Below are 17644 nucleotides of genomic sequence, written 5' to 3'. Positions count from 1 at the left end.
GCGCACTATGCATCCGGCCAGCACCCTGGGTAGGTGCACCGGTCTGCCGCGGCGCTCAGGCAGCAGCCGCTTTGGGGATAGCCAACGACGGCGGCTTCCGACACCGCTTCATGCGCCACCAAGGAGCTCTCGACTTCGGCGGTGCCCATGCGATGACCGCTCACATTGATGACGTCGTCGACGCGGCCGGTGATCCAGTAGTAGCCGTCGGCGTGGCGGCGACAGCCGTCGCCGGTGAAGTACTTGTTCTTGTAGGTCGAGAAGTAGGTCTGCTCGAAGCGGGCGTGATCGCCATAGACCGTGCGCATCTGGCCCGGCCAGGATTTGGCGATGCAGAGATTGCCTGAGGTTTCGCCTTCGAGCACCTTGCCGTCGGCATCGACGATTTCACGCACCACGCCGGACGCGTCGCCGAACCTGGCTTGAGTTTGGTCGCGCCCGGCAGCGGCGTGATCAGGATGCCGCCGGTCTCAGTCTGCCACCAGGTGTCGACGATCGTCCGCGCACGCACGCTGGGCATTGACGCCCATCTTGTGGAGACGGCGTCTTTCGACGAACTGTTCTCCGATCTCCTCCGATTTCTGCCGCAGACCGCTGACAAGCTCGCCAGCCTAACCGGCACCGCTCGGCCGCGGCTCGCGACCGCCAAACTGCGGCCGAGCACCGGAGCGGTGCCGGCCATCCGCATGAACGCGCTCGCGGTCACCTCGGGACCAGCGCTTTGCCGTATCGTCGACTGCGCGATCGGCGGCGACAATGAGATCGAAGAAGCCATTGCCAAGGCCGGTGTCGACATCATCGTCCACCGCGCCCGTGACGGCGTTCTGGCCTTCCGCCGGGACAACGACATTCGCAAGGCGCTCGAGCCCTTTGGCATCAAGGCCTTCGACCACCATCCCCTCTCCTCGAGGAGACTGATCAAGGAGGGAGGCGAACGCGCGCTCGTCCGCGATGCACTATTCCGCGCAATTGCAGGCCAGCCCGGCTTAACCCTGGAACGTCGAGGCAATCGCGTACGGCTTCGACCCGTGCCGGGTGAGGTGAAGCCGTCAATTTTTAACAGCGACTCCGCCAAACCCGTCGATATCATATCAGGCACCGTACCCAAGACTGACGTCGTCTGGAGCGAGGCATGTGGCCTGTGCGTCGATTACCGTCTTGAATAGCTCTGGCTTCTGGTCGAGCCTATTGTCATCACTGAGCTTGCCGCAGACGCGCCTGACGACACTGTCGAGCTGACGCGGGAGTTTGTACGCGAGTGGCGCGCGCGTCGTCACAATCGCCCCGCCAATGCCCTCCTCGATGGCTGGATCAGCCTCATTGACGGTCGGGAACCGAGCCTGCGTCAGAAGGCATTCGGTATCGCGGACGGCGTCGATGCAGAATTCGAAATTTTGCGTGTTTCTGCGTTCAGCGGGATCGGAAAGACATGAGCGCTACCACCAAGCCCTTCCGCCTGCCCGGCCACATCGTGCTGCCAGAGCCAAAGCTTCGCTTTGGTTCCAACAATCCGCACGACATCGATATCCATCCGATGGAAGGGCTGATCCGTTTCGGGCCCTATAGTCTCGGCAAGTTGTCGCCGGTCCCTAATTCTATCCGGATCGGGGTGATCCTGCCGGCCGAACTCGAGGAATCGTTGGTTCGGCAAATGCGCGAACTCGAGCAGGTGCATCAGCCGCGGGAGCGAAAACAATATCTGCGCCGTTCCCCGGCTTCGAGAAGGTTTTCGGAGCGAGAATTGCGCGCGGGGGCACAGCGAGCCGCATCCTCTTGTCGCGAGAGCTTGACCGAGAGATTGAAGCCGCGGCGAGCCCCCACGTCGTTTTGGCCGAAGCGCTGACCCGAGCGCTCTTTGCGCTGCGTAACGCGCGCGACACTTTCGATATCGTTGTCATTCTGCTCAAGGAGAGCTGGTCGCCAGCTTTTCGGGGACCGCCAGGCGACGACTTCGACCTCCACGACTACGTGAAGGCTTATGCCGCATCCGAGGGCATTTGTGTGCAATTCCTGCGCGAAGACAGCGCGCTGAACTATTATTGCCGCTGTAGCGTCGCTTGGCGGTTGGGTATCGCGCTCTACGCCAAAGCCGGAGGCACACCCTGGTTGCTTGCCGACGTCGAGCCCAGCACTGCGTTCATAGGCATCGACTATGCTCTGCGCGCCGGCGGCGAGTCCGCGCAGCGTTTTGTGATCTGCTGCAGTCAGGTCTTTGACGCTGAGGGATCAGGTCTTGAATTCGTGGCCTATGAGGCCGACGGCGTCCATACGTTTGGCAAAAATCCCTATCTTCGTCGCGATCAAATGCTGACGGTAATGGCTCGCAGCCTCGCCATCTATCAGCGTAAGCACTCGGGCGATGTCCACAAGAACACTACAAGGAAGGTAAAGGTACGCCGGAGCCGCTGCTTCTTGTTCGCCACGCTGGTCTAGGCGGCATCGACGATCTCTGCCGCGAGACACTCGCGCTGACCAAAATGGACTGGAATAACGATGGGCCTTATGGCAGTCTGCCCGTGACACTTAATTTTGCCGGGACGCTCGCCACGATCGTCAAGCGGATGCCAAAGCTTCAACCGCACTCGTACCCCGTGCGCTTGTTCATGTAGCAAAGTGGTGCCCCGCCGCGTCAGGCTGATTTGAGTTTCAATCTACCTTTTGCGCCAGAGAATTTCGTACATCAGACATCGGCCCAACGCCAGGAGGAACTGTGTCCAGCAACCAGTCATCATCCGCCGAATACTCGATCCGGGGCACGCGATGCCCTGATTTCTTTGCGGAAGGTGTCGAAATCGCGCGTTGGTTTCTGGCAATATTCAGTTCCCGAGAGGAACACCGGGCAGTCCAGGCGTGCGGGAACAGATATCGAAAGCAGTTGGTGCGGTCCGCGCCTGAACAAGGTCAATAGTGCGATAGGGTGAAACGACCTCTTTCAGCAAACGTTGAAATAGCCATATCGAGCGAAATCTCGCTCACTTGTCGGCTACGCATCCACGGTCAGCGCCTCAAGGCTCCAGCATTCTGGGCACGTCCGAAAACTGCCCGCTCGTGCTCGTTGATGTGTTCGAGCGCACCTTAGACTTGACCGGACAAGTGTACTCGTTGGTGACATAGTGACTTCGGGGACCAAAACAGCGGGAGCATCCTGGGAGCGGAAGTCCTATCAGCGATGGCGCTGCCGGGGGTCGCATTGGCTGATAGTCGTTTCCGTGCCATCTCGTTCACCCCGGGACCGATTTCGATCGCGATGGTCGTCCCGCTTGTACAGCGCCATACTTGGCTATGTTTACATCGAACAGGCCAAGCTATGTTTGCTATCCCTCAGGCAAAAAGCCAAGGTCTCGCAGAAGAAGCGCTTGCGGGATGCGCTTTGGACGCCGCCGACAACAAACCGCGAAGCAATTCGGAGCACGGACCCATCCTAAAGCGAAAGTAGTAAGGTTCCGCCCAAGCCGGGCGAACAGCTCCGCCGTTATGATGGAGAACAGCCTCGGGCGACGCGCCGACCATACCGTGCTGATGAATGCGAGGGATTGGTTCACCGCCTTGAGTTGTCTCCTTCAATGAGCCGCTCTGGCGGCCGGCGCCAACTATCGACGTTGAACACGATATTGTACCGGCGCAGTTTGCGTTCAAGCGCCTGCTCAGACCCATCCCGCGCATCAACGAGTTGGGACTCAATGCGGGCCAGTTCGGCGGCGATCAGTTCTTTGAACGGCGGCGATCTTGTCACGTCGGCGGCAGGATGCTTCGATGTTTCGGCAGGTGATAGGTCAATGAATCGGAGGGATCGCCTTTACCACGCTGTGTGGGCTGTCCCGCACGGCTAATCTCAAATTCGTCACCGAACAGCAAGCGGGCGACTGCTGGCGCGGTTAGTCTCGGCTTTGTACGCGCTCGCGTAGGAGATTCAAGTTCATCGAACCCTTGCTCGGCAACGAAGCGCAGTGAGACTCAAGGCTTCGGACGTCCACATTTCTGTTGAGACCGCACATGAAGCCCAATCGGCCGCTCCGCTTTCCGCAGCGTCACCTATGGCCGCCGCAACGGGAAGCGGATGTCAAATATAGAAACAAAATTGTGGGGCGAGAAAGTGGAGTCTTCGTACGAAACGCTCAAATCTGGGGAGCGTGACTGACGCCGATAAGACTGCGTGGCGTTCTCCATACTGACCGCAAGAAAATCACGTCGTCCTGATCGACCGTCGAGATAATTCGCCACGTTTCGTACCACCGCGAGAAAATGCCTTCTCGAGATGACAGAACGAGCACAGCGACAATGCGCCAAGGGTCATCCTGATCAGTCCCCAGGGCGCTCGGCCTGTGGAATGCATCGTTGTTTGGCAGTTCGGAAGATGACGTTGGGATGGCCTTCTTGAGACCGTTCTTGCATCGGGCGGCGTCGCGCTAGCGGCCGTAATGACGCGATTGGAGCAGTCTTTCGTTCGCGCGCTTTTCGGGGAATCAATAGGGCGATCCACTCTCGGTTTTTCGCTATCACCTACCAGTTACGTTTTCGATCCGGGAAGCCAGTTCTCCATCGACCAAACATTCATCGAATAATTCGATGAAGCGCTCTGATTCTTCGATGGATGACGTAAGTAACTCCCGGCGCCCGTCGGACTCGGATCACAATCGCAGCGCGTTCGCGGCATGGGAGTGAGTGATGACCAATAGCACGGACGCAGGTCCCGCGACATGCATTGGACGGGCGTTGTCGCCACCTTAAGAGGAGCGCTTAGAACTGACAAAGTGTCAACTCTTTCAAACATTTGTGCGCAGTGGATTGGCCACAAGCAACTGCGTTTACCTCGACTGGGCGATCCCTCGTAGTCGCAAATGCGATATGTGCTGAGCACACAAAGGCGCGGAGATCGCGGCGCGTCACGGCTGTCAACAAAGCGCTGCCGGATCGCGCAGGTGAGCTGGCCTCATTCTATAGCGTCCCAGAGAAGGACGATTGGGGCAGCCTTACCAAATTAGCCGCTGAAAAAGGGGAGTACCAGTCGATCGAGATCATTGTCCCCACTACCGATCTGCATGAACTCCTCGACCAATACGGTACCCCCTACTACATCAAATGTGATCTGGAAGGAGCGGACGTAATCTTCCGCGATCAACTAGCAAGGGATTATCGGCGTCCCGTATTTGTGTCGCTGGAGGTGAACAGCGAAGTCGATATCGAGACGCTGGCCGAAGCCGGATACAATCGCGGTCAGATCGTCAACCAATGGATGCACCCTTTCACGCACGCCCCAAATCCTCCGTACGAAGGAACCTACCACGAAGCCCGCTTTACTGGAGAAACAAGTGGTCTGTTCGGGCCCGAATTCCCGCGTGAAAAATGGTCTCCCCTGGGAGCAGTAAAGGACATATATCTTCGATGGAGGGCGCTCAAAGCGATGGATGAGAATCTCGCACCCGGCTGGGTTGACGTGCATGTCTGCACCGCTGAAGTGCTTGGCGTGCAGTAGCGATCGCTTCCCTTAGTTGACACGCTGTGAGCAACGTAGGGCCCGTAACGTCGCAAGCGTTTCGTCAAAAGCGGTGTCGCACTCCCGCGAGGATCTGCACAGTCCTTTTGCTCGGGCTCTTCTCTATCTCCCCGGCGCTCAACACGAAAAGCGCGAACGAAATCAGCGCTCGATTTGCAGTATGGCTCGAGCTCATTGCGTCGATGCTCCGGACGGCGGTAATCTCGAAATGCGCCGTCTACATTGCGGAACAACCCAAGCTGGAGAACGCCGAGGAATTAGGCCAGGCGCGGGTGCGAGCAAGTGTCAATGAACAGCGCCTGAAGGACCAGACCTAAAGAATCTATCCTTTACGCTTCCCTGATATCTTTCGGCAGGCATGCGACGGCGCCCGTCGTAAAGCCATCACGCACAACCATTGTTGTATCATCTTGATGTCCATGTGATCTATCAGGATACCAACGGTTCCTTTAACGTCACGGCACAAAATCATCGCGACGGAAGGCGACCTTGAACGCCGCTTGCAGCGTTTCCGCCGACAAAGGAGCAATCCAGGGCAGCCGCCCTAACCACCGCACCCGCCCAATCTCGCAAATTGCTCTCACAGCTTCGGATTTTTTTTCGCCAATGAAGGCAATTCCGAGAATATCAATCTGACGTCTTCGCAGAGCTTCTATGGATAGGAGTGAGTAGTTGATTGTTTCTCGAGCTGTGCTCGCGCAGAGCACGACGGGAAGACGCCATCTTTCGAAGACATCAATGTAAAGCGTGCCGCAATTCAGCGGCTCCATTAGTCCGCCAGCGCCCTCGATCACGAGCGGCCGCCCTCCGGTGTTGTCCGGCACGTCAAGCGACTCCGTGTTGATGCGAACCTCGTCGATCTCCGCGGAACAATCGGGCGAAACGGCCGTTTGCAGGCAATAGCGCTCAGGCACGATGCGATCGGATGGAAGACAGCCAAGCCGAGCGACACGCTCGGCGTCGCTCTCTCCTTCGAAGCCAAACTGGACCGGCTTCCAAAAATTCGCACCCAGGAGACTGACGAGCCCTGCGCAGAAAACCGTCTTTCCAATTCCGGCGCCCGTACCGGCTACCACAATCCGCTGTTGCCTCATCGAGCGTGACCTCTTGTCTCCCGATTAGAGGATCCAGCACTCCAAGCACGCCATTCTCCACGACATTCAGTGTCGGCAAAATATAAAGATGGTATGCTAGGCGAGAGGGTCGCCTTGTACTTGCAAAGATCGGCAGCCCACGATTGGAGCATCGTGATCCGGTACCCTCCCGAATTGAGAGGGGCAATTGGCGCCCTTACAACAAATTTTGAGCAGTAGCCCAACGCGAAACAACGGCAGACATGTATGCAAAACACCCATAACGTTTGCTGCCACAGCTCCATTGCGCGACTCACCCAAAATGGCCTGCTTCGTTCATGCGAATTGATAGGCCAAACATAGAAGTTTGCCACGCATGCCATGCCATCGCGTCTTCCCTAAATTGCATTTCATGGTTTGTGACAGGTCCAGATTGTTATCAAGGCAGTAAATATTGTTCGAATCGGACGAAGATACTCACGCCCGGAAAGATGTGCCCTAAAAGATGCAGAACGGTGCATCTCGAACGAAAGCTGCACGCCTATTCACTGAGTTCGCTTGGGTTTGGGGCCATCGAGCTAAGCTGCTTTGAGAAGGATTCGACGACGCACATCAATCGCAACGAAGCAAGCACGTTCGCGGCTTGTGCCCCGCGAATGGCCACGGAGGCGCCGAGCTCGCACATGCGACCACGATGATCCGACAAATAGCAGCGCCGTCTCCACCCCAAAAAAAGTTCGCAGCTTCCGCTTCGACACTTTCGTGCTCCTCACAATTGCCGCGCACGAGCCGCGCTCGTAGGCCCGGACCGTATGCCGCCGGTCCGTCGCGAGTACGGCTAAGAAATCTTCATCATCCTCGGCGCGCCAGCCGGCGCAGGATGGACGCTCCAGACGAAATCAGTGCCTGTCCATGGCTGAGGGCGCGCAGCGGGCGTCCCATTTCAACACGTGGACGGCCGCGACACGGTCGATCACCTGAACCGATTGGATCGGTTCATTGTTCCGGGTGTCCGCGGAATCGAGCAGCAGTTTCGTTGGCAGACGAAGGCCAAACGGCTCTGCGTTTCGCTTTCAGGCTGCTAAGCCCCGATTTTCCTGATCAACCAATACAACCCGCCACTTGATGCCTGGGCTTCCGCCTCGTCGGAAGATGCATGCGCAACGATGCTCACTTGCCCCGGTCATGACATTGCCAGTCGCGCGGGCCACGACATTTAGCCCCATTGTGTCCTATCTTTTCGGCGCCTCAGTCACGTAGGTGTAGAAATTCCGCAAGCTTCTTCTGCAAGGCCGGCGGCGCCGAAACACGAGCATCAAACACTCTCCGCCTGCCGCCTTTCCAGACATTGCGTTGAGCTTGATCCGGATATAAGAACGCTGCAAAGTTGCAGCGTCACGTTTGCGGCCACGATGATCCGTCATATCGTCTTCTTCACAGCCAAGGACAAGGCCGACATCGACCGAATCGTCGAAGGCCTCTCGATTCTCACCTCGATCCCCTACGCACGCCGCCTCGAGATTGCGCGCAACCGCAAGAGCAATCAGCTCGGCGATGAGATCGACGTCGTGGTGTACGGTGAGTTCGACAGCGAGACGGAACTCGCTGCGTACAAAACGCACGATTTGTATCGAGAAGCGATCCGGTGCGTCCGGCCACTTCGGGAGCTGCGGTTTGCCGCTGACTACGAGCTCTCAACAGATGTGCATTTCGCTGGAACGGCAGGGTTAAGCCACGTTGCTCGGCGCAGCCGATCAGCTGGCCGCGGCTAGCTTGATGGTCAGCCTCGAGTCTTTGTACGTGCCGGACGGAAATAACTTGTTCGCGACGCGACCAAGATCGGAGCCGGCTACACATCCGGCTGGTCGTGGTAGCCAATAGCCCTATGCACGTCCGCGAGTTGCATTGGATCGAGCCTGTCAAAGCCCTGCGATGCCTCGCGCAGCGGCCGCAGCTTACTTTTCTCGATAGCGCGGCAGGGCATGAGCTGCTTGGGCGTTACTCATATTTGACCTGCGAGCCGTTCAGCACCTTTTTGGTCGCCGATGGACAGGCAAGTTGGAATGGAAAGGCCCTTACGGGCGATCCATGGGTGGCCCTACGCGACCTGCTCGCCAGATACCGAGAAGCGCATGACCCCGATCTCCCACCGTTCCAGGGCGGCGCTGCGGGTTTCTTTGCTTACGATCTGAACCGAACTCTGGAGCGACTGCCGGCGCCGTCAATTCCCGGTCTCCGGTTGCCCCAATCGATGCTGCATTTCTATGATGTGGTGGTCAGCTTCGATCACCAGAACCACAGGTGCTGGATCGTCTCGACCGGATGGCCGGAACAGAACCTCGCTCGCCGAACCGAGCGTGCGCGTCGTCGCGCCGACGAGTTTGAAGCGTTGCTTGCCAGGCCAAGGTTGCCGCGGATCATAATCCCTAGTAAGGCCGGCGCATGGCATTCAAACTTTAGCCGTAAGGGCTTCATAACTGCGGTCCAGCGCGTCATTGAGTTGATTCTGGCGGGGGAGATATTCCAGGCGAACATCGCGCAACGTTTCAGTGCCAGGGTGTCGCCCCTGTTCGACCCGCTCACCTTCTATTGCCAGCTCCGGTCATTGAACCCGGCGCCCTTTGCAGCACTTTTGTGCTACGACAAGCTGACGATTGCATCAAGCTCCCCTGAGCGATTTCTGAAACTTGACGGTCGGCAGGTTGTCGAAGCGCGGCCCATCAAGGGCACAATCGCACGCTCCGCTGATCCAGAGGAAGATCAGCGCCGCGCCGAACTGCTTGTCGGATCCGAAAAGGACCGCGCCGAAAACACCATGATCGTCGATCTGTTGCGCAACGATCTGTCACGAGCTTGTACAGACCATTCGGTCGAGGTTGCGGCACTGTGCAACCTCGAATCCTATGCTTCAGTGCACCACCTCGTCTCGATCGTCAGAGGCACGCTTGCTGCGGGCCAGGACGCTGTCAGTCTGCTTCGCGCCTGTTTTCCGGGCGGCTCCGTGACCGGTGCTCCAAAGGTGCGGGCAATGGAAATCATTGCGGACATCGAGGGAGTGGCTCGAGAGGTCTATTGCGGGGCGATCGGCTTCATCGGATTCAATGGACACATGGACACCAACATTGCGATTCGCACTGTGATGATCGACGACGACTTGGCCGTGTTTCATGCAGGCGGCGGAATAACGGCGATGTCGAATCCTGAAGCCGAATATGACGAGACGCTTGCCAAGGCACAGCGGATCTTCGACGCCTTTGGTGCCGATGTGTCTGGTGCATTTTGATTCTCATCATCGACAATTACGACTCCTTCGTGTTCAATATCGCGCGCTATTTCCGCAAGCTTGATGCAGAGACGGAAGTGGTCCGGAACGACGCCGTCAGCTTCACCAGCCTTGTCGCGCTCAAGCCGCGCGCAATCGTCATCTCTCCTGGTCCCTGCACGCCCACCGAGGCCGGCATATCCACCGTCGTCGTCCGCCAGCTTTCAGGTCGTGTTCCAATTCTCGGCATCTGCCTTGGGCACCAGTGTATTGCGAGCGCCTTCGGCGGACGCGTCGTACGTGCACGTTGTCCCATGCACGGCCGCGCCTCACACATAACCCATGACGGCCGAGACTTGTTCAAACAACTCCCGTCTCCACTTTCTGTGGGGCGTTACCATTCTCTGGCGGTCGAACTTGATGAGCCAGACATACCGCATCTCAAGGTGACCGCCCGGTCAAGCGAAGGGGAGATTATGGCCTTGGCCCATCGGCATCACCCAACCTATGGCGTACAGTTTCATCCGGAGTCCGTCCTTTCGGAACAAGGTGACGTGCTGCTCAAGAATTTCTTGCGATTGGCAGACAGTTTCCGAGCTTGAATTGGAGACTTTATCGCGGCTGATAGCTAATTCGCAGAACTGAAATGGCGAGCTGCGCCTTGATGAACCAGTTCGGCGCAACGTTGTGCGAGCCTGCACTGACCTTGTGAAGATGTGACAAGAAGGCACGAAAGAGCTCGGTTGGTACGCCCCGTACTCAAGTTTTTCTTTTCGTGCAGTCTCAATTGAATTACTTGGGGCCTGCATTTGCGCAGACCTCTTCACACGACCTCCATTCGATGGAGGGGCGGGTCATCTGTAGTCTGGCCGCAAGGACGCTTATTCGAGATCCGCCAAGAGATTGGCGGTGCCGTGCGGTAGGTCTTGCTACCGCTGCCCTCACGGGCGTTTCCTCCCTTGACTTGGCCGCCGGTCCCGTAGGACCGGCGGTCCTCTTCGGTATCTAACAACGTCTTCATGATCGAGGAATCATAGATCTGCACTCGACGGACGTGAAGCCGGACAGAAGCAACGCGTGTTATTGGGGTTGAAGTAGTTTATGCAACACAGAGGCGTGCAATTCAGCATTCGGGAAGCATTGCCGGGCGAATGGCGCTACAGTTTCAAGATCGATGGTAAGACGATTAGTGGCAAGACCCAAACGCGATTGCAGCTTCTTGCGGTCCGTCGGGTCAAGGATCGCATTAATCGTGAACTGAATCGCGGCGCGGAAAGTCAGAGTTGATATTGGCGTGGGTGCCTCTTTCAGACGCGCGGCTCGGCGGCTTCTGAGGCGGCGGCTTTAGCAGGACGCCGGGAGATACGTCCTCGCGCGGCCCCCCTCATCAAGCCGGTGCCTGGTCGCCCCGCGGCCATGCGCCGGCCGGTTGAGCTTGGGCTAAACGCTAAGACCAAATAGCCACTTGAACTCGCCCGCAGGCTGCGGAACATTGTCGCGCTTTGAGAAAAGCTGTTTTCAGGACGATTGATATGAAAAGGTTTTTGCTGGTCGCCGCGGCGCTGTCCGCGGCGGTAGCCTCAACACCATGTTTTGCGAGAGCCGGCGGGAGCCATTCCACCGGTGGCGGCATAAGGTCCGGCGGTTCGTATCGGGCGGCTCCTGCGGTGCGATACGCGCCCGCCTACCGGGCTGCACCAACGGCGCGGGTCTACGCACCTAAGGTGCACTTCGCTCATCCTAGGTATGTCGCTCCTAGCCTGTACAGAAGGCCGAGCGCCTATCGGCCAATCTATGTGCCACGCAATCCGGTCTACGCTAATCCGACGCGCCGAGCCCCAGAGCGGTTCGTGAGGCTTCACGGGCGTACGATAAGCATCCCGGCGCTTGCTGGACTGACGGCACCCGCAGTCATCGACGTACCTGGCGTGGGCGAGGTGATGGTTCCCCAGGACGTGTATACGACGATCTACCCTCTCCTTATTTCGGAAGATCAGGCAGACCAGGAGCGCGCATTCACGCTGCTAAAGGAGCGTTCCGAAAGCGATCCAAACAGTCTCGTGCAACAGTCGACAGTTTCCGCACCTCCAATGAAGGACCCCTGCCCAGACTGCCAAGACGACAAGGTAGAGGTGCTGCACACCTGCCGACCGATCGGCGAGTGCGACATGTCCGAACGGTTGGTGAATAGCTCTAGGAATTCAATGTACCTAGTCCCCGAGCGCGGCCTAGATCGACGCGGATTGATCTTCTGACAATCGAGGCCGAAACGGACGCGGTATCTTATCGAATCCCCTCACTGCCACTTCCACCGGTGGGAACCACAAACTGCGCTCCGCCGCGAAAGAACCAGGAGAGTAAACCGCGTCGACGCGTGCTCAGCCTCAGCAGGCGGCACCACGGGTATACCCCTGTTCCGCAAAGACCTACAGAACCCGGGCGTGAGCCGCGCCGTTCATTGGACTTCACATGACAAGCGGCGAAGTCGGCGTGACCAAGTGTCGATCTTTCCCTTCGCAACCGATCGATTGAACTCGCATATATCGTCTTGAAAGCGCTTGGCCTGACTTAGATCCTGGTCTCAGCGGAATTTTATCCGCATCGTCGCTCCATGCTGTTCTGACCGCCCCCATCAATCGTCTCTGCAGATCCTGCTTTCCCGAAGAGCTTGCCGAACCACAGATAGCAGTTCAGGGCATCGGATTCCGGATTCCTAGCGTTTGGCTGCGAGCAAGCCCGCCCGATTAGACTATCTTAAACTGCAGTTAGCCATCCGAGCCTGGGCCACTCGCACCTTCGCCGGAATCACCCTGAACTTGCGTTCCCCCTTTCCGGCCGCGGGCGCGGGCCGAAGCCGCCCGGCGCGCGTGCGCTCGGAGATCAGGTCGCGCTCAAGCTCCGCAAGCGCCGCGAATATGCCGAAATTAAACTTGCCGCTGGGGGTCGTGGTGTCGATTGCTGAACCCTGACCCACACAGGACGCGGAAGCCGATGCCGCGCTTGCCCAGGTCGTGAACGGCATTGACGACATGGCGCAGATCGCGACCAAGCCGATCCAGCTTCCACACCACCAGGATGTCGCCCGGGCGCAGCGCCTTCAGGCAAGCCGCCAGCGCCGGCCGATCATCGCGGCGGCCGGAAGCCCGGTCAGCTGATCGGATTTGATGCCAGCAGCAAGCAAAGCATCTTTCTGGAAGTCCAAAGTTTGAAAGCCATCCGCTTTTGAGACTCGTGTATACTACGACAGTATCCCAATATACCAACGTGTAATCGAGCTAGCCACGGGGATGATTGGCATGAAGAGCGCATTCAATCATTACGGCTTAATGGCTATGTACACTGAATCTTACCCGCTACTCGCGGAGTCGCAGGAACGTACAGCTGAAGGTGCTGCACCTACACTATATTCCAGTTTAATCGATGACTTGAGTCAGTTGAATTTCGCAGATGCGGATGACCGTCGGGCATTCCCTCCCACCCTACACAGCATATTTGCAAGGCATGGACTGTTCGGGCTCACTACACAAGCAGAGCACGGCGGATTAGCTCTTCCCCTGCAAGAGGCAATCGACCTCATCTCCGCCACCGCATCCTTTGATATCTCGGCTGCCTCTACCCTCGTCATCCATAACTTCCTGGCCTTGCCCTGCATCGAAGCGGCGCCGCACGTCCCTGAACAAAGGCAGGTCATGTGGGGCGCAACACGCGGCGACCTTTGCGCTTTCGCTTTGACAGAGCCTGGAGCTGGCTCTGCCCCGCGGCATATAGAGGCTTCGGCTTTTATGCACGAAGATAGAGTTCGCATCGCTGGCCGCAAAATCTGGATTGGCCTCGCTGACTGGGCTCGCTGGATCGTTTGCTTTGCCCGAGCCTCTGGTCCAGATGCGAAAGGTCGGCTCGTTGGTGTATTAGTTGATAGGCAGGCTCCGGGTCTAAAGGTCACCCACGAGCATCGCACACTGGGTTTGCGTGGCATTATCCAAAATACTCTGGAGTTCCAAGATGTCGAGGTGCCGAGCGCTTACGTGCTCTCTCGCGATCAAGACGGCTGGGGAGCAGCAGCATCTAGCATGAACCGCGGGCGTATCGGTGTGGCGGCAATGGGTCTTGGAGCCCTTGAGCGCGCTATCCAGGTTGCAGCCTCTTATGCAAGCCATCGTCGACTCGGTAAGCTGCGGATGATTGAGAATAGCTATATCGAGCAGTTATTTGGGCAGATGGTACTCCGGCGCGAAGTAGTGAAGGCAATGCTGGATGCCTCCTGCCGACTTGTCTCAGCGCAGGGCGCGCCTAACGTCCACCTTGCATCGGCAACGAAGGTTTTGTCGTCGGAGTGGTGCGGCCTCGTCGCTGATCAATGTGTCCAACTGTTGGGGGGCCGTGGATACGATGAGGGAACGCCTGTCGCTAAAATCTATCGAGACGCCCGCATTCTCCGTATCTTCGAAGGTCCGACCGAGACGCTCCTATCACATCTCGGCCGCTGCCTTCTCTCTAGAGCCACACGTGACGAAATAGCCGATCTTTTTCTGTCTCTTGGTGCGGCGCCAGTCCATGCTGCTGCAATTGAGGAACTCTCTGGGCTCAACGAGACAGACGGTGCGGTGCTAATCTATGCGGGCTGGCTCACCACACTAGGACTGGCACAAGCTGTCATGTCTGCTGGTTGCTCCTGCGCCTCAGATTGTGCCGCAGCCGCCGCTGACCTGGTCAGTTCCGAATTCGCAACTCTTCGCACTCGCGCGCCGGCGCGCCTATGTTTCGAAGGCCGCATTCGCGCTAGTCGGACTCTGAATGCCTTTCTTCAAGACGCAGCTTCTTCCATCCGCTCACCTGTCCTCACAGACGATTACCTCAAATTGGAGCAGTATGTCTAAAGACGGCGGCGGCGGGCAGTTTCTTCAGCAAACGGAGCCGTAGCAGCCGCTGCACCCGGCTCAGTCCTACCCGCATGGGGTGCGACCAAATGTCAGGCCCCGTATTCCGCGCGGGTGGACATCATGCGTCAACGTTGAGAGAGCTATGGCTTACTGAATTGCGATAGACTACACGGACCAATGGTATGCCCCCCGTCTGCTTCGGAAGGTACGCATTTGGTCTCCGAAAGCGACCTTGAGCTCGCTCTTGATTTCGTCTGGGCTCAGGCCGCCGGACCGGTCGAGGGCGTTTTTGGTCCAGGGTCAATGACCTGGCGGATCGACCGAGAAGCCGTCACCTTTTTGGGCGCCGGTCGTGCCTTGCTGCTTCAGCTGGCGCATCCCTGGGTCGCCGCCGCCGTGGCCGATCACTCGCGAACCTTCGCGGATCCGATCGGTCGCTTCCATCGAACCTTTGACGTAGTGTTTACGATGGTGTTCGGCTCGCTCGATGCGGCCCTTACCGCTGCCCGGCTCCTGCACCACCGCCACACCATGATCGTCGGCCGCCTGCCCGAAGCAATCGGTCCGTTCGCGAGCGGCTCGCCCTACCGCGCCAACGAGGTCGCAGCGTTGCGCTGGGTTCACGCGACCCTCGTCGACACCGCTCTGGCCGCCCACGACCTGATCCTGCCTCCGTTCACGGTCGAAGAGCGCGAGCGCTATTGGGCCGAGAGCCGGCTGTTTGGGGCATTGTTCGGGCTGACGTCGAGCGACTTGCCGACGGATTGGGACGCGTTCGCCGCCTACACCGCGGCGATGATGCAATCGGATACATTGTCCGTCAGCACCGTCGCGCGCGAGGTGGCCCGAGAGATCTTCGCCGGTGGGCGACCATGGTTGCGGCCGCCGCGCTGGTATCAAACGCTGAGTGCCGAGCTGCTACCGGACCGATTGCGCACCGGCTTCGGATTTGCCTTTGACGAGCGCGACAGGAAGGCCGCAGAGCGTGCCGTTGCACGAATACGTCGCATCTATCCCAAAATACCGACCCAGCTTCGCTACGTCGGCCCATACCAGGAAGCTCAAGCGCGACTGCAGGGAACGCCGCAGCTGAGTTGGACAACCCGATGCCTGAACAGGGCATGGATAGGACGCCCTAGGTTGGAAGAGCGCTGGAACAGGTGAAGCAGTCCGGGACAGCCGCGGACGGAGCGGCGATCCTTTTATACCGCGATCGCGGTCCTGCACGACCGGACCGGGAGCTCGAGTTCGGCGGAACGCAGCTGGACGGGCCGACGCTGCCCCACCCGCCTATGTTGTCACCTCCGCAACAGAACTGGCCATGCCGGTCGACCGTCGCCGTTTCCGGGTCAACTTTTACGTCGACGGGACGGAGGAACAGGCTGCATTGTCTTATGAGTTCTTGGTCAAAAGACACGTCCCTACCGACCACTTTCTCCGGTCGATCGACAGGTTTGTGAACTCCCGCCGCCTCTTAGGCCTCCCCTACGGCCGACGAGCGTCGCTTCAAAGAATGCGTCGTTTGCACCAATAAATCGGCCTCCCGGCTGTCGCCTCGGGTCACGAGCGGCGGTAGAGGATCGCATACGGAGAAGTCCGGTCCTCCCGCGACAACCGACACGCGAAAGACTTACGCATCAGATTCTATCTTCACCAAAACTTCCCCGGCGATGATTTCGGGGTCTCCAAGGTTAAGGTCATGCAGGCTTGCTTGAACGAAATCCAGCACTTTATCGTTCGCAGCATTGGCGCTTTCGTGGTCCTCGAATATCATCACAGCGACACCGACGCCATCGCCCCCATCCAATACGTAATAAGATATGAATCCGGGCGATTCCCTTAGGATCTGACCGATGCCGCTTTTGGCGCGGCGAGCAGCATCCGCAACCGAACGAACCTTGGTGTACTTTCTAATGAAGATGTACATCAGCCACCCATGCGTCTCAGTCCCAACCGGCACATCAAAGCATATTGGGCCTGTACTGGACTAGGACCTACTTCCGCGTTGGTGCGTCGATTTAGTATGCCGCAGCCACGTCCGATCTCCCCCAAAAACAACCGCGCCAAAGTGAGGGGCACGGTTCAGACACCAAGGGCGAACAGGCGACATGGGTCGAAGCCCTTGCGCCGGAGTGTCACAGACTTATGTCAGAAGTGGTGAGCACTCGCTCATTGCGACTGCCAACCAGCAATAATCACAAAAAGCCAAGGAGGATCGCATGAAATTCCGTCCGCTTCACGACCGCGTCGTGGTCAAGCGTATCGACGCCGAAGAGAAGACTGCTGGCGGCATCATCATTCCGGACAGTGCCAAGGAAAAGCCCTCGCAGGGCGAAGTCATCGCCGTTGGCCCGGGCGGCCGCGACGAAGCCGGCAAGCTGATCCCGATCGACCTCAAGGTCGGCGACCGCGTCCTGTTCGGCAAGTGGTCCGGCACCGAGGTCAAGATCGACGGTGAAGACCTGCTGATCATGAAGGAAAGCGACATCATGGGCGTGCTCGACGTCCCCGCTTCCAAGAAGAAGGCGGCCTAAGCGCCTCCTCCCTCCCCAGGCAAACCATTCCAAGGAAAAATTCAGATGGCAGCTAAAGAAGTCAAATTCTCCGTCGAGGCGCGCGACAAGATGCTGCGCGGCGTCGACATCCTGGCCAACGCGGTGAAGGTCACCCTCGGTCCGAAGGGCCGCAACGTGGTGCTCGAAAAGTCGTTCGGCGCTCCCCGCATCACCAAGGACGGCGTCACCGTCGCCAAGGAGATCGAGCTCGAGGACAAGTTCGAGAACATGGGCGCCCAGATGGTGCGCGAAGTCGCCTCCAAGTCCGCTGACGCGGCCGGCGACGGCACCACCACCGCGACCGTGCTCGCGGCTGCGATCGTGAAGGAAGGCGCCAAGTCGGTCGCCGCCGGCATGAACCCGATGGACCTGAAGCGCGG

General features: G+C 58.4%; 13 protein-coding genes and 2 pseudogenes. 11 read left to right on the top strand and 4 right to left on the bottom strand.

All coding sequences use genetic code 11. The features are described 5' to 3' along the window. Positions 1–74 precede the first annotated feature (74 nt). Positions 75–496, bottom strand: a pseudogene (locus tag CO675_RS27430) (acetate--CoA ligase); the annotation flags it as partial. Here CO675_RS27430 and CO675_RS27425 point away from each other — a divergent pair. From CO675_RS27425 to CO675_RS40160, 4 genes are all read left to right on the top strand, one after another. Continuing rightward, positions 423–1166, top strand: coding sequence for a hypothetical protein (locus CO675_RS27425; RefSeq protein WP_198964773.1), 744 nt, complete (start codon positions 423–425; stop codon positions 1164–1166). The pseudogene CO675_RS27430 and the gene CO675_RS27425 overlap by 74 nt on opposite strands. Positions 1167–1429: 263 nt before the next feature. Next, complete coding sequence (locus CO675_RS41120; protein ID WP_198964762.1) at positions 1430–1843, top strand: hypothetical protein; 414 nt, start codon at positions 1430–1432, stop codon at positions 1841–1843. Beyond that, on the top strand, positions 1828–2433 hold the full coding sequence (locus CO675_RS41115) for an argonaute/piwi family protein (RefSeq protein WP_198964761.1): 606 nt from the start codon (positions 1828–1830) through the stop codon (positions 2431–2433). The genes CO675_RS41120 and CO675_RS41115 overlap by 16 nt, the downstream gene beginning before the upstream one ends. 2347 nt (positions 2434–4780) lie before the next feature. Then, positions 4781–5473, top strand: a complete 693-nt coding sequence (locus CO675_RS40160; RefSeq protein ID WP_143279145.1) for a class I SAM-dependent methyltransferase — start codon at positions 4781–4783, stop codon at positions 5471–5473. A gap of 476 nt (positions 5474–5949) precedes the next feature. On the opposite strand, the gene CO675_RS27405 is transcribed toward CO675_RS40160, so the two are convergent. Beyond that, positions 5950–6588, bottom strand: coding sequence for a dethiobiotin synthase (locus CO675_RS27405; RefSeq protein ID WP_097674960.1), 639 nt, complete (start codon positions 6586–6588; stop codon positions 5950–5952). A 1391-nt stretch (positions 6589–7979) separates the two neighbouring features. Between CO675_RS27405 and CO675_RS27400 the strand changes: the two genes are divergently transcribed. From CO675_RS27400 to CO675_RS27390, 3 genes are all read left to right on the top strand, one after another. Further along, the gene (locus tag CO675_RS27400) at positions 7980–8339 is read left to right on the top strand and encodes a Dabb family protein (protein WP_097674959.1); all 360 of its coding nucleotides are present in this window, start codon (positions 7980–7982) and stop codon (positions 8337–8339) included. Between the two features lie 113 nt (positions 8340–8452). Next, on the top strand, positions 8453–9850 hold the full coding sequence (gene pabB, locus CO675_RS27395; protein ID WP_097674958.1) for an aminodeoxychorismate synthase component I: 1398 nt from the start codon (positions 8453–8455) through the stop codon (positions 9848–9850). After that, a complete protein-coding gene (locus CO675_RS27390; protein WP_097674957.1) occupies positions 9847–10431 on the top strand; it encodes an anthranilate synthase component II in 585 nt (194 codons plus the stop codon). The genes pabB and CO675_RS27390 overlap by 4 nt, the downstream gene beginning before the upstream one ends. Positions 10432–12596: 2165 nt before the next feature. On the opposite strand, the pseudogene CO675_RS27375 reads toward CO675_RS27390, so the two are convergent. Then, a pseudogene (locus CO675_RS27375) lies at positions 12597–13031 on the bottom strand (recombinase family protein); the annotation flags it as partial. Positions 13032–13125: 94 nt separating this feature from the next. Between CO675_RS27375 and CO675_RS27370 the strand changes: the two are divergent. Continuing rightward, a complete protein-coding gene (locus CO675_RS27370; RefSeq protein WP_158231311.1) occupies positions 13126–14706 on the top strand; it encodes an acyl-CoA dehydrogenase family protein in 1581 nt (526 codons plus the stop codon). Between the two features lie 216 nt (positions 14707–14922). Continuing rightward, positions 14923–15873: an oxygenase MpaB family protein gene (locus CO675_RS27365; RefSeq protein WP_097675045.1), complete on the top strand. Its 951-nt coding sequence runs from the start codon at positions 14923–14925 to the stop codon at positions 15871–15873. Between the two features lie 466 nt (positions 15874–16339). Here CO675_RS27365 and CO675_RS27360 read toward each other — a convergent pair whose 3' ends face one another. Then, positions 16340–16636 (bottom strand): hypothetical protein, encoded by a 297-nt coding sequence (locus CO675_RS27360; protein ID WP_097674953.1) that lies wholly within the window; start codon positions 16634–16636, stop codon positions 16340–16342. Between the two features lie 292 nt (positions 16637–16928). Here CO675_RS27360 and CO675_RS27355 point away from each other — a divergent pair, with 292 nt between their 5' ends. Next, positions 16929–17243, top strand: a complete 315-nt coding sequence (locus tag CO675_RS27355; protein WP_018272373.1) for a co-chaperone GroES — start codon at positions 16929–16931, stop codon at positions 17241–17243. Positions 17244–17288: 45 nt separating this feature from the next. Then, the coding region (locus tag CO675_RS27350; protein WP_283808127.1) for a TCP-1/cpn60 chaperonin family protein at positions 17289–17644 on the top strand (356 nt) is incomplete at its 3' end.

The organism is Bradyrhizobium sp. C9, from assembly GCF_002532045.1.
Taxonomy (GTDB): domain Bacteria; phylum Pseudomonadota; class Alphaproteobacteria; order Rhizobiales; family Xanthobacteraceae; genus Bradyrhizobium.
Note: the sequence above shows the minus strand (reverse complement) of the source record. Positions and strands in the feature narration are given on the sequence as shown.

Bases quoted from the DNA above. Each gene is read 5' to 3' on its own strand.
- CO675_RS27405 (WP_097674960.1), bottom strand. From the start codon at position 6,588: ATGAGGCAACAGCGGATTGTGGTAGCCGGTACGGGCGCCGGAATTGGA.
- CO675_RS27370 (WP_158231311.1), top strand. From the start codon at position 13,126: ATGAAGAGCGCATTCAATCATTACGGCTTAATGGCTATGTACACTGAA.
- CO675_RS27355 (WP_018272373.1), top strand. From the start codon at position 16,929: ATGAAATTCCGTCCGCTTCACGACCGCGTCGTGGTCAAGCGTATCGAC.
- pabB (WP_097674958.1), top strand. From the start codon at position 8,453: ATGCACGTCCGCGAGTTGCATTGGATCGAGCCTGTCAAAGCCCTGCGA.
- CO675_RS41120 (WP_198964762.1), top strand. From the start codon at position 1,430: ATGAGCGCTACCACCAAGCCCTTCCGCCTGCCCGGCCACATCGTGCTG.
- CO675_RS27400 (WP_097674959.1), top strand. From the start codon at position 7,980: ATGATCCGTCATATCGTCTTCTTCACAGCCAAGGACAAGGCCGACATC.
- CO675_RS27360 (WP_097674953.1), bottom strand. From the start codon at position 16,636: ATGTACATCTTCATTAGAAAGTACACCAAGGTTCGTTCGGTTGCGGAT.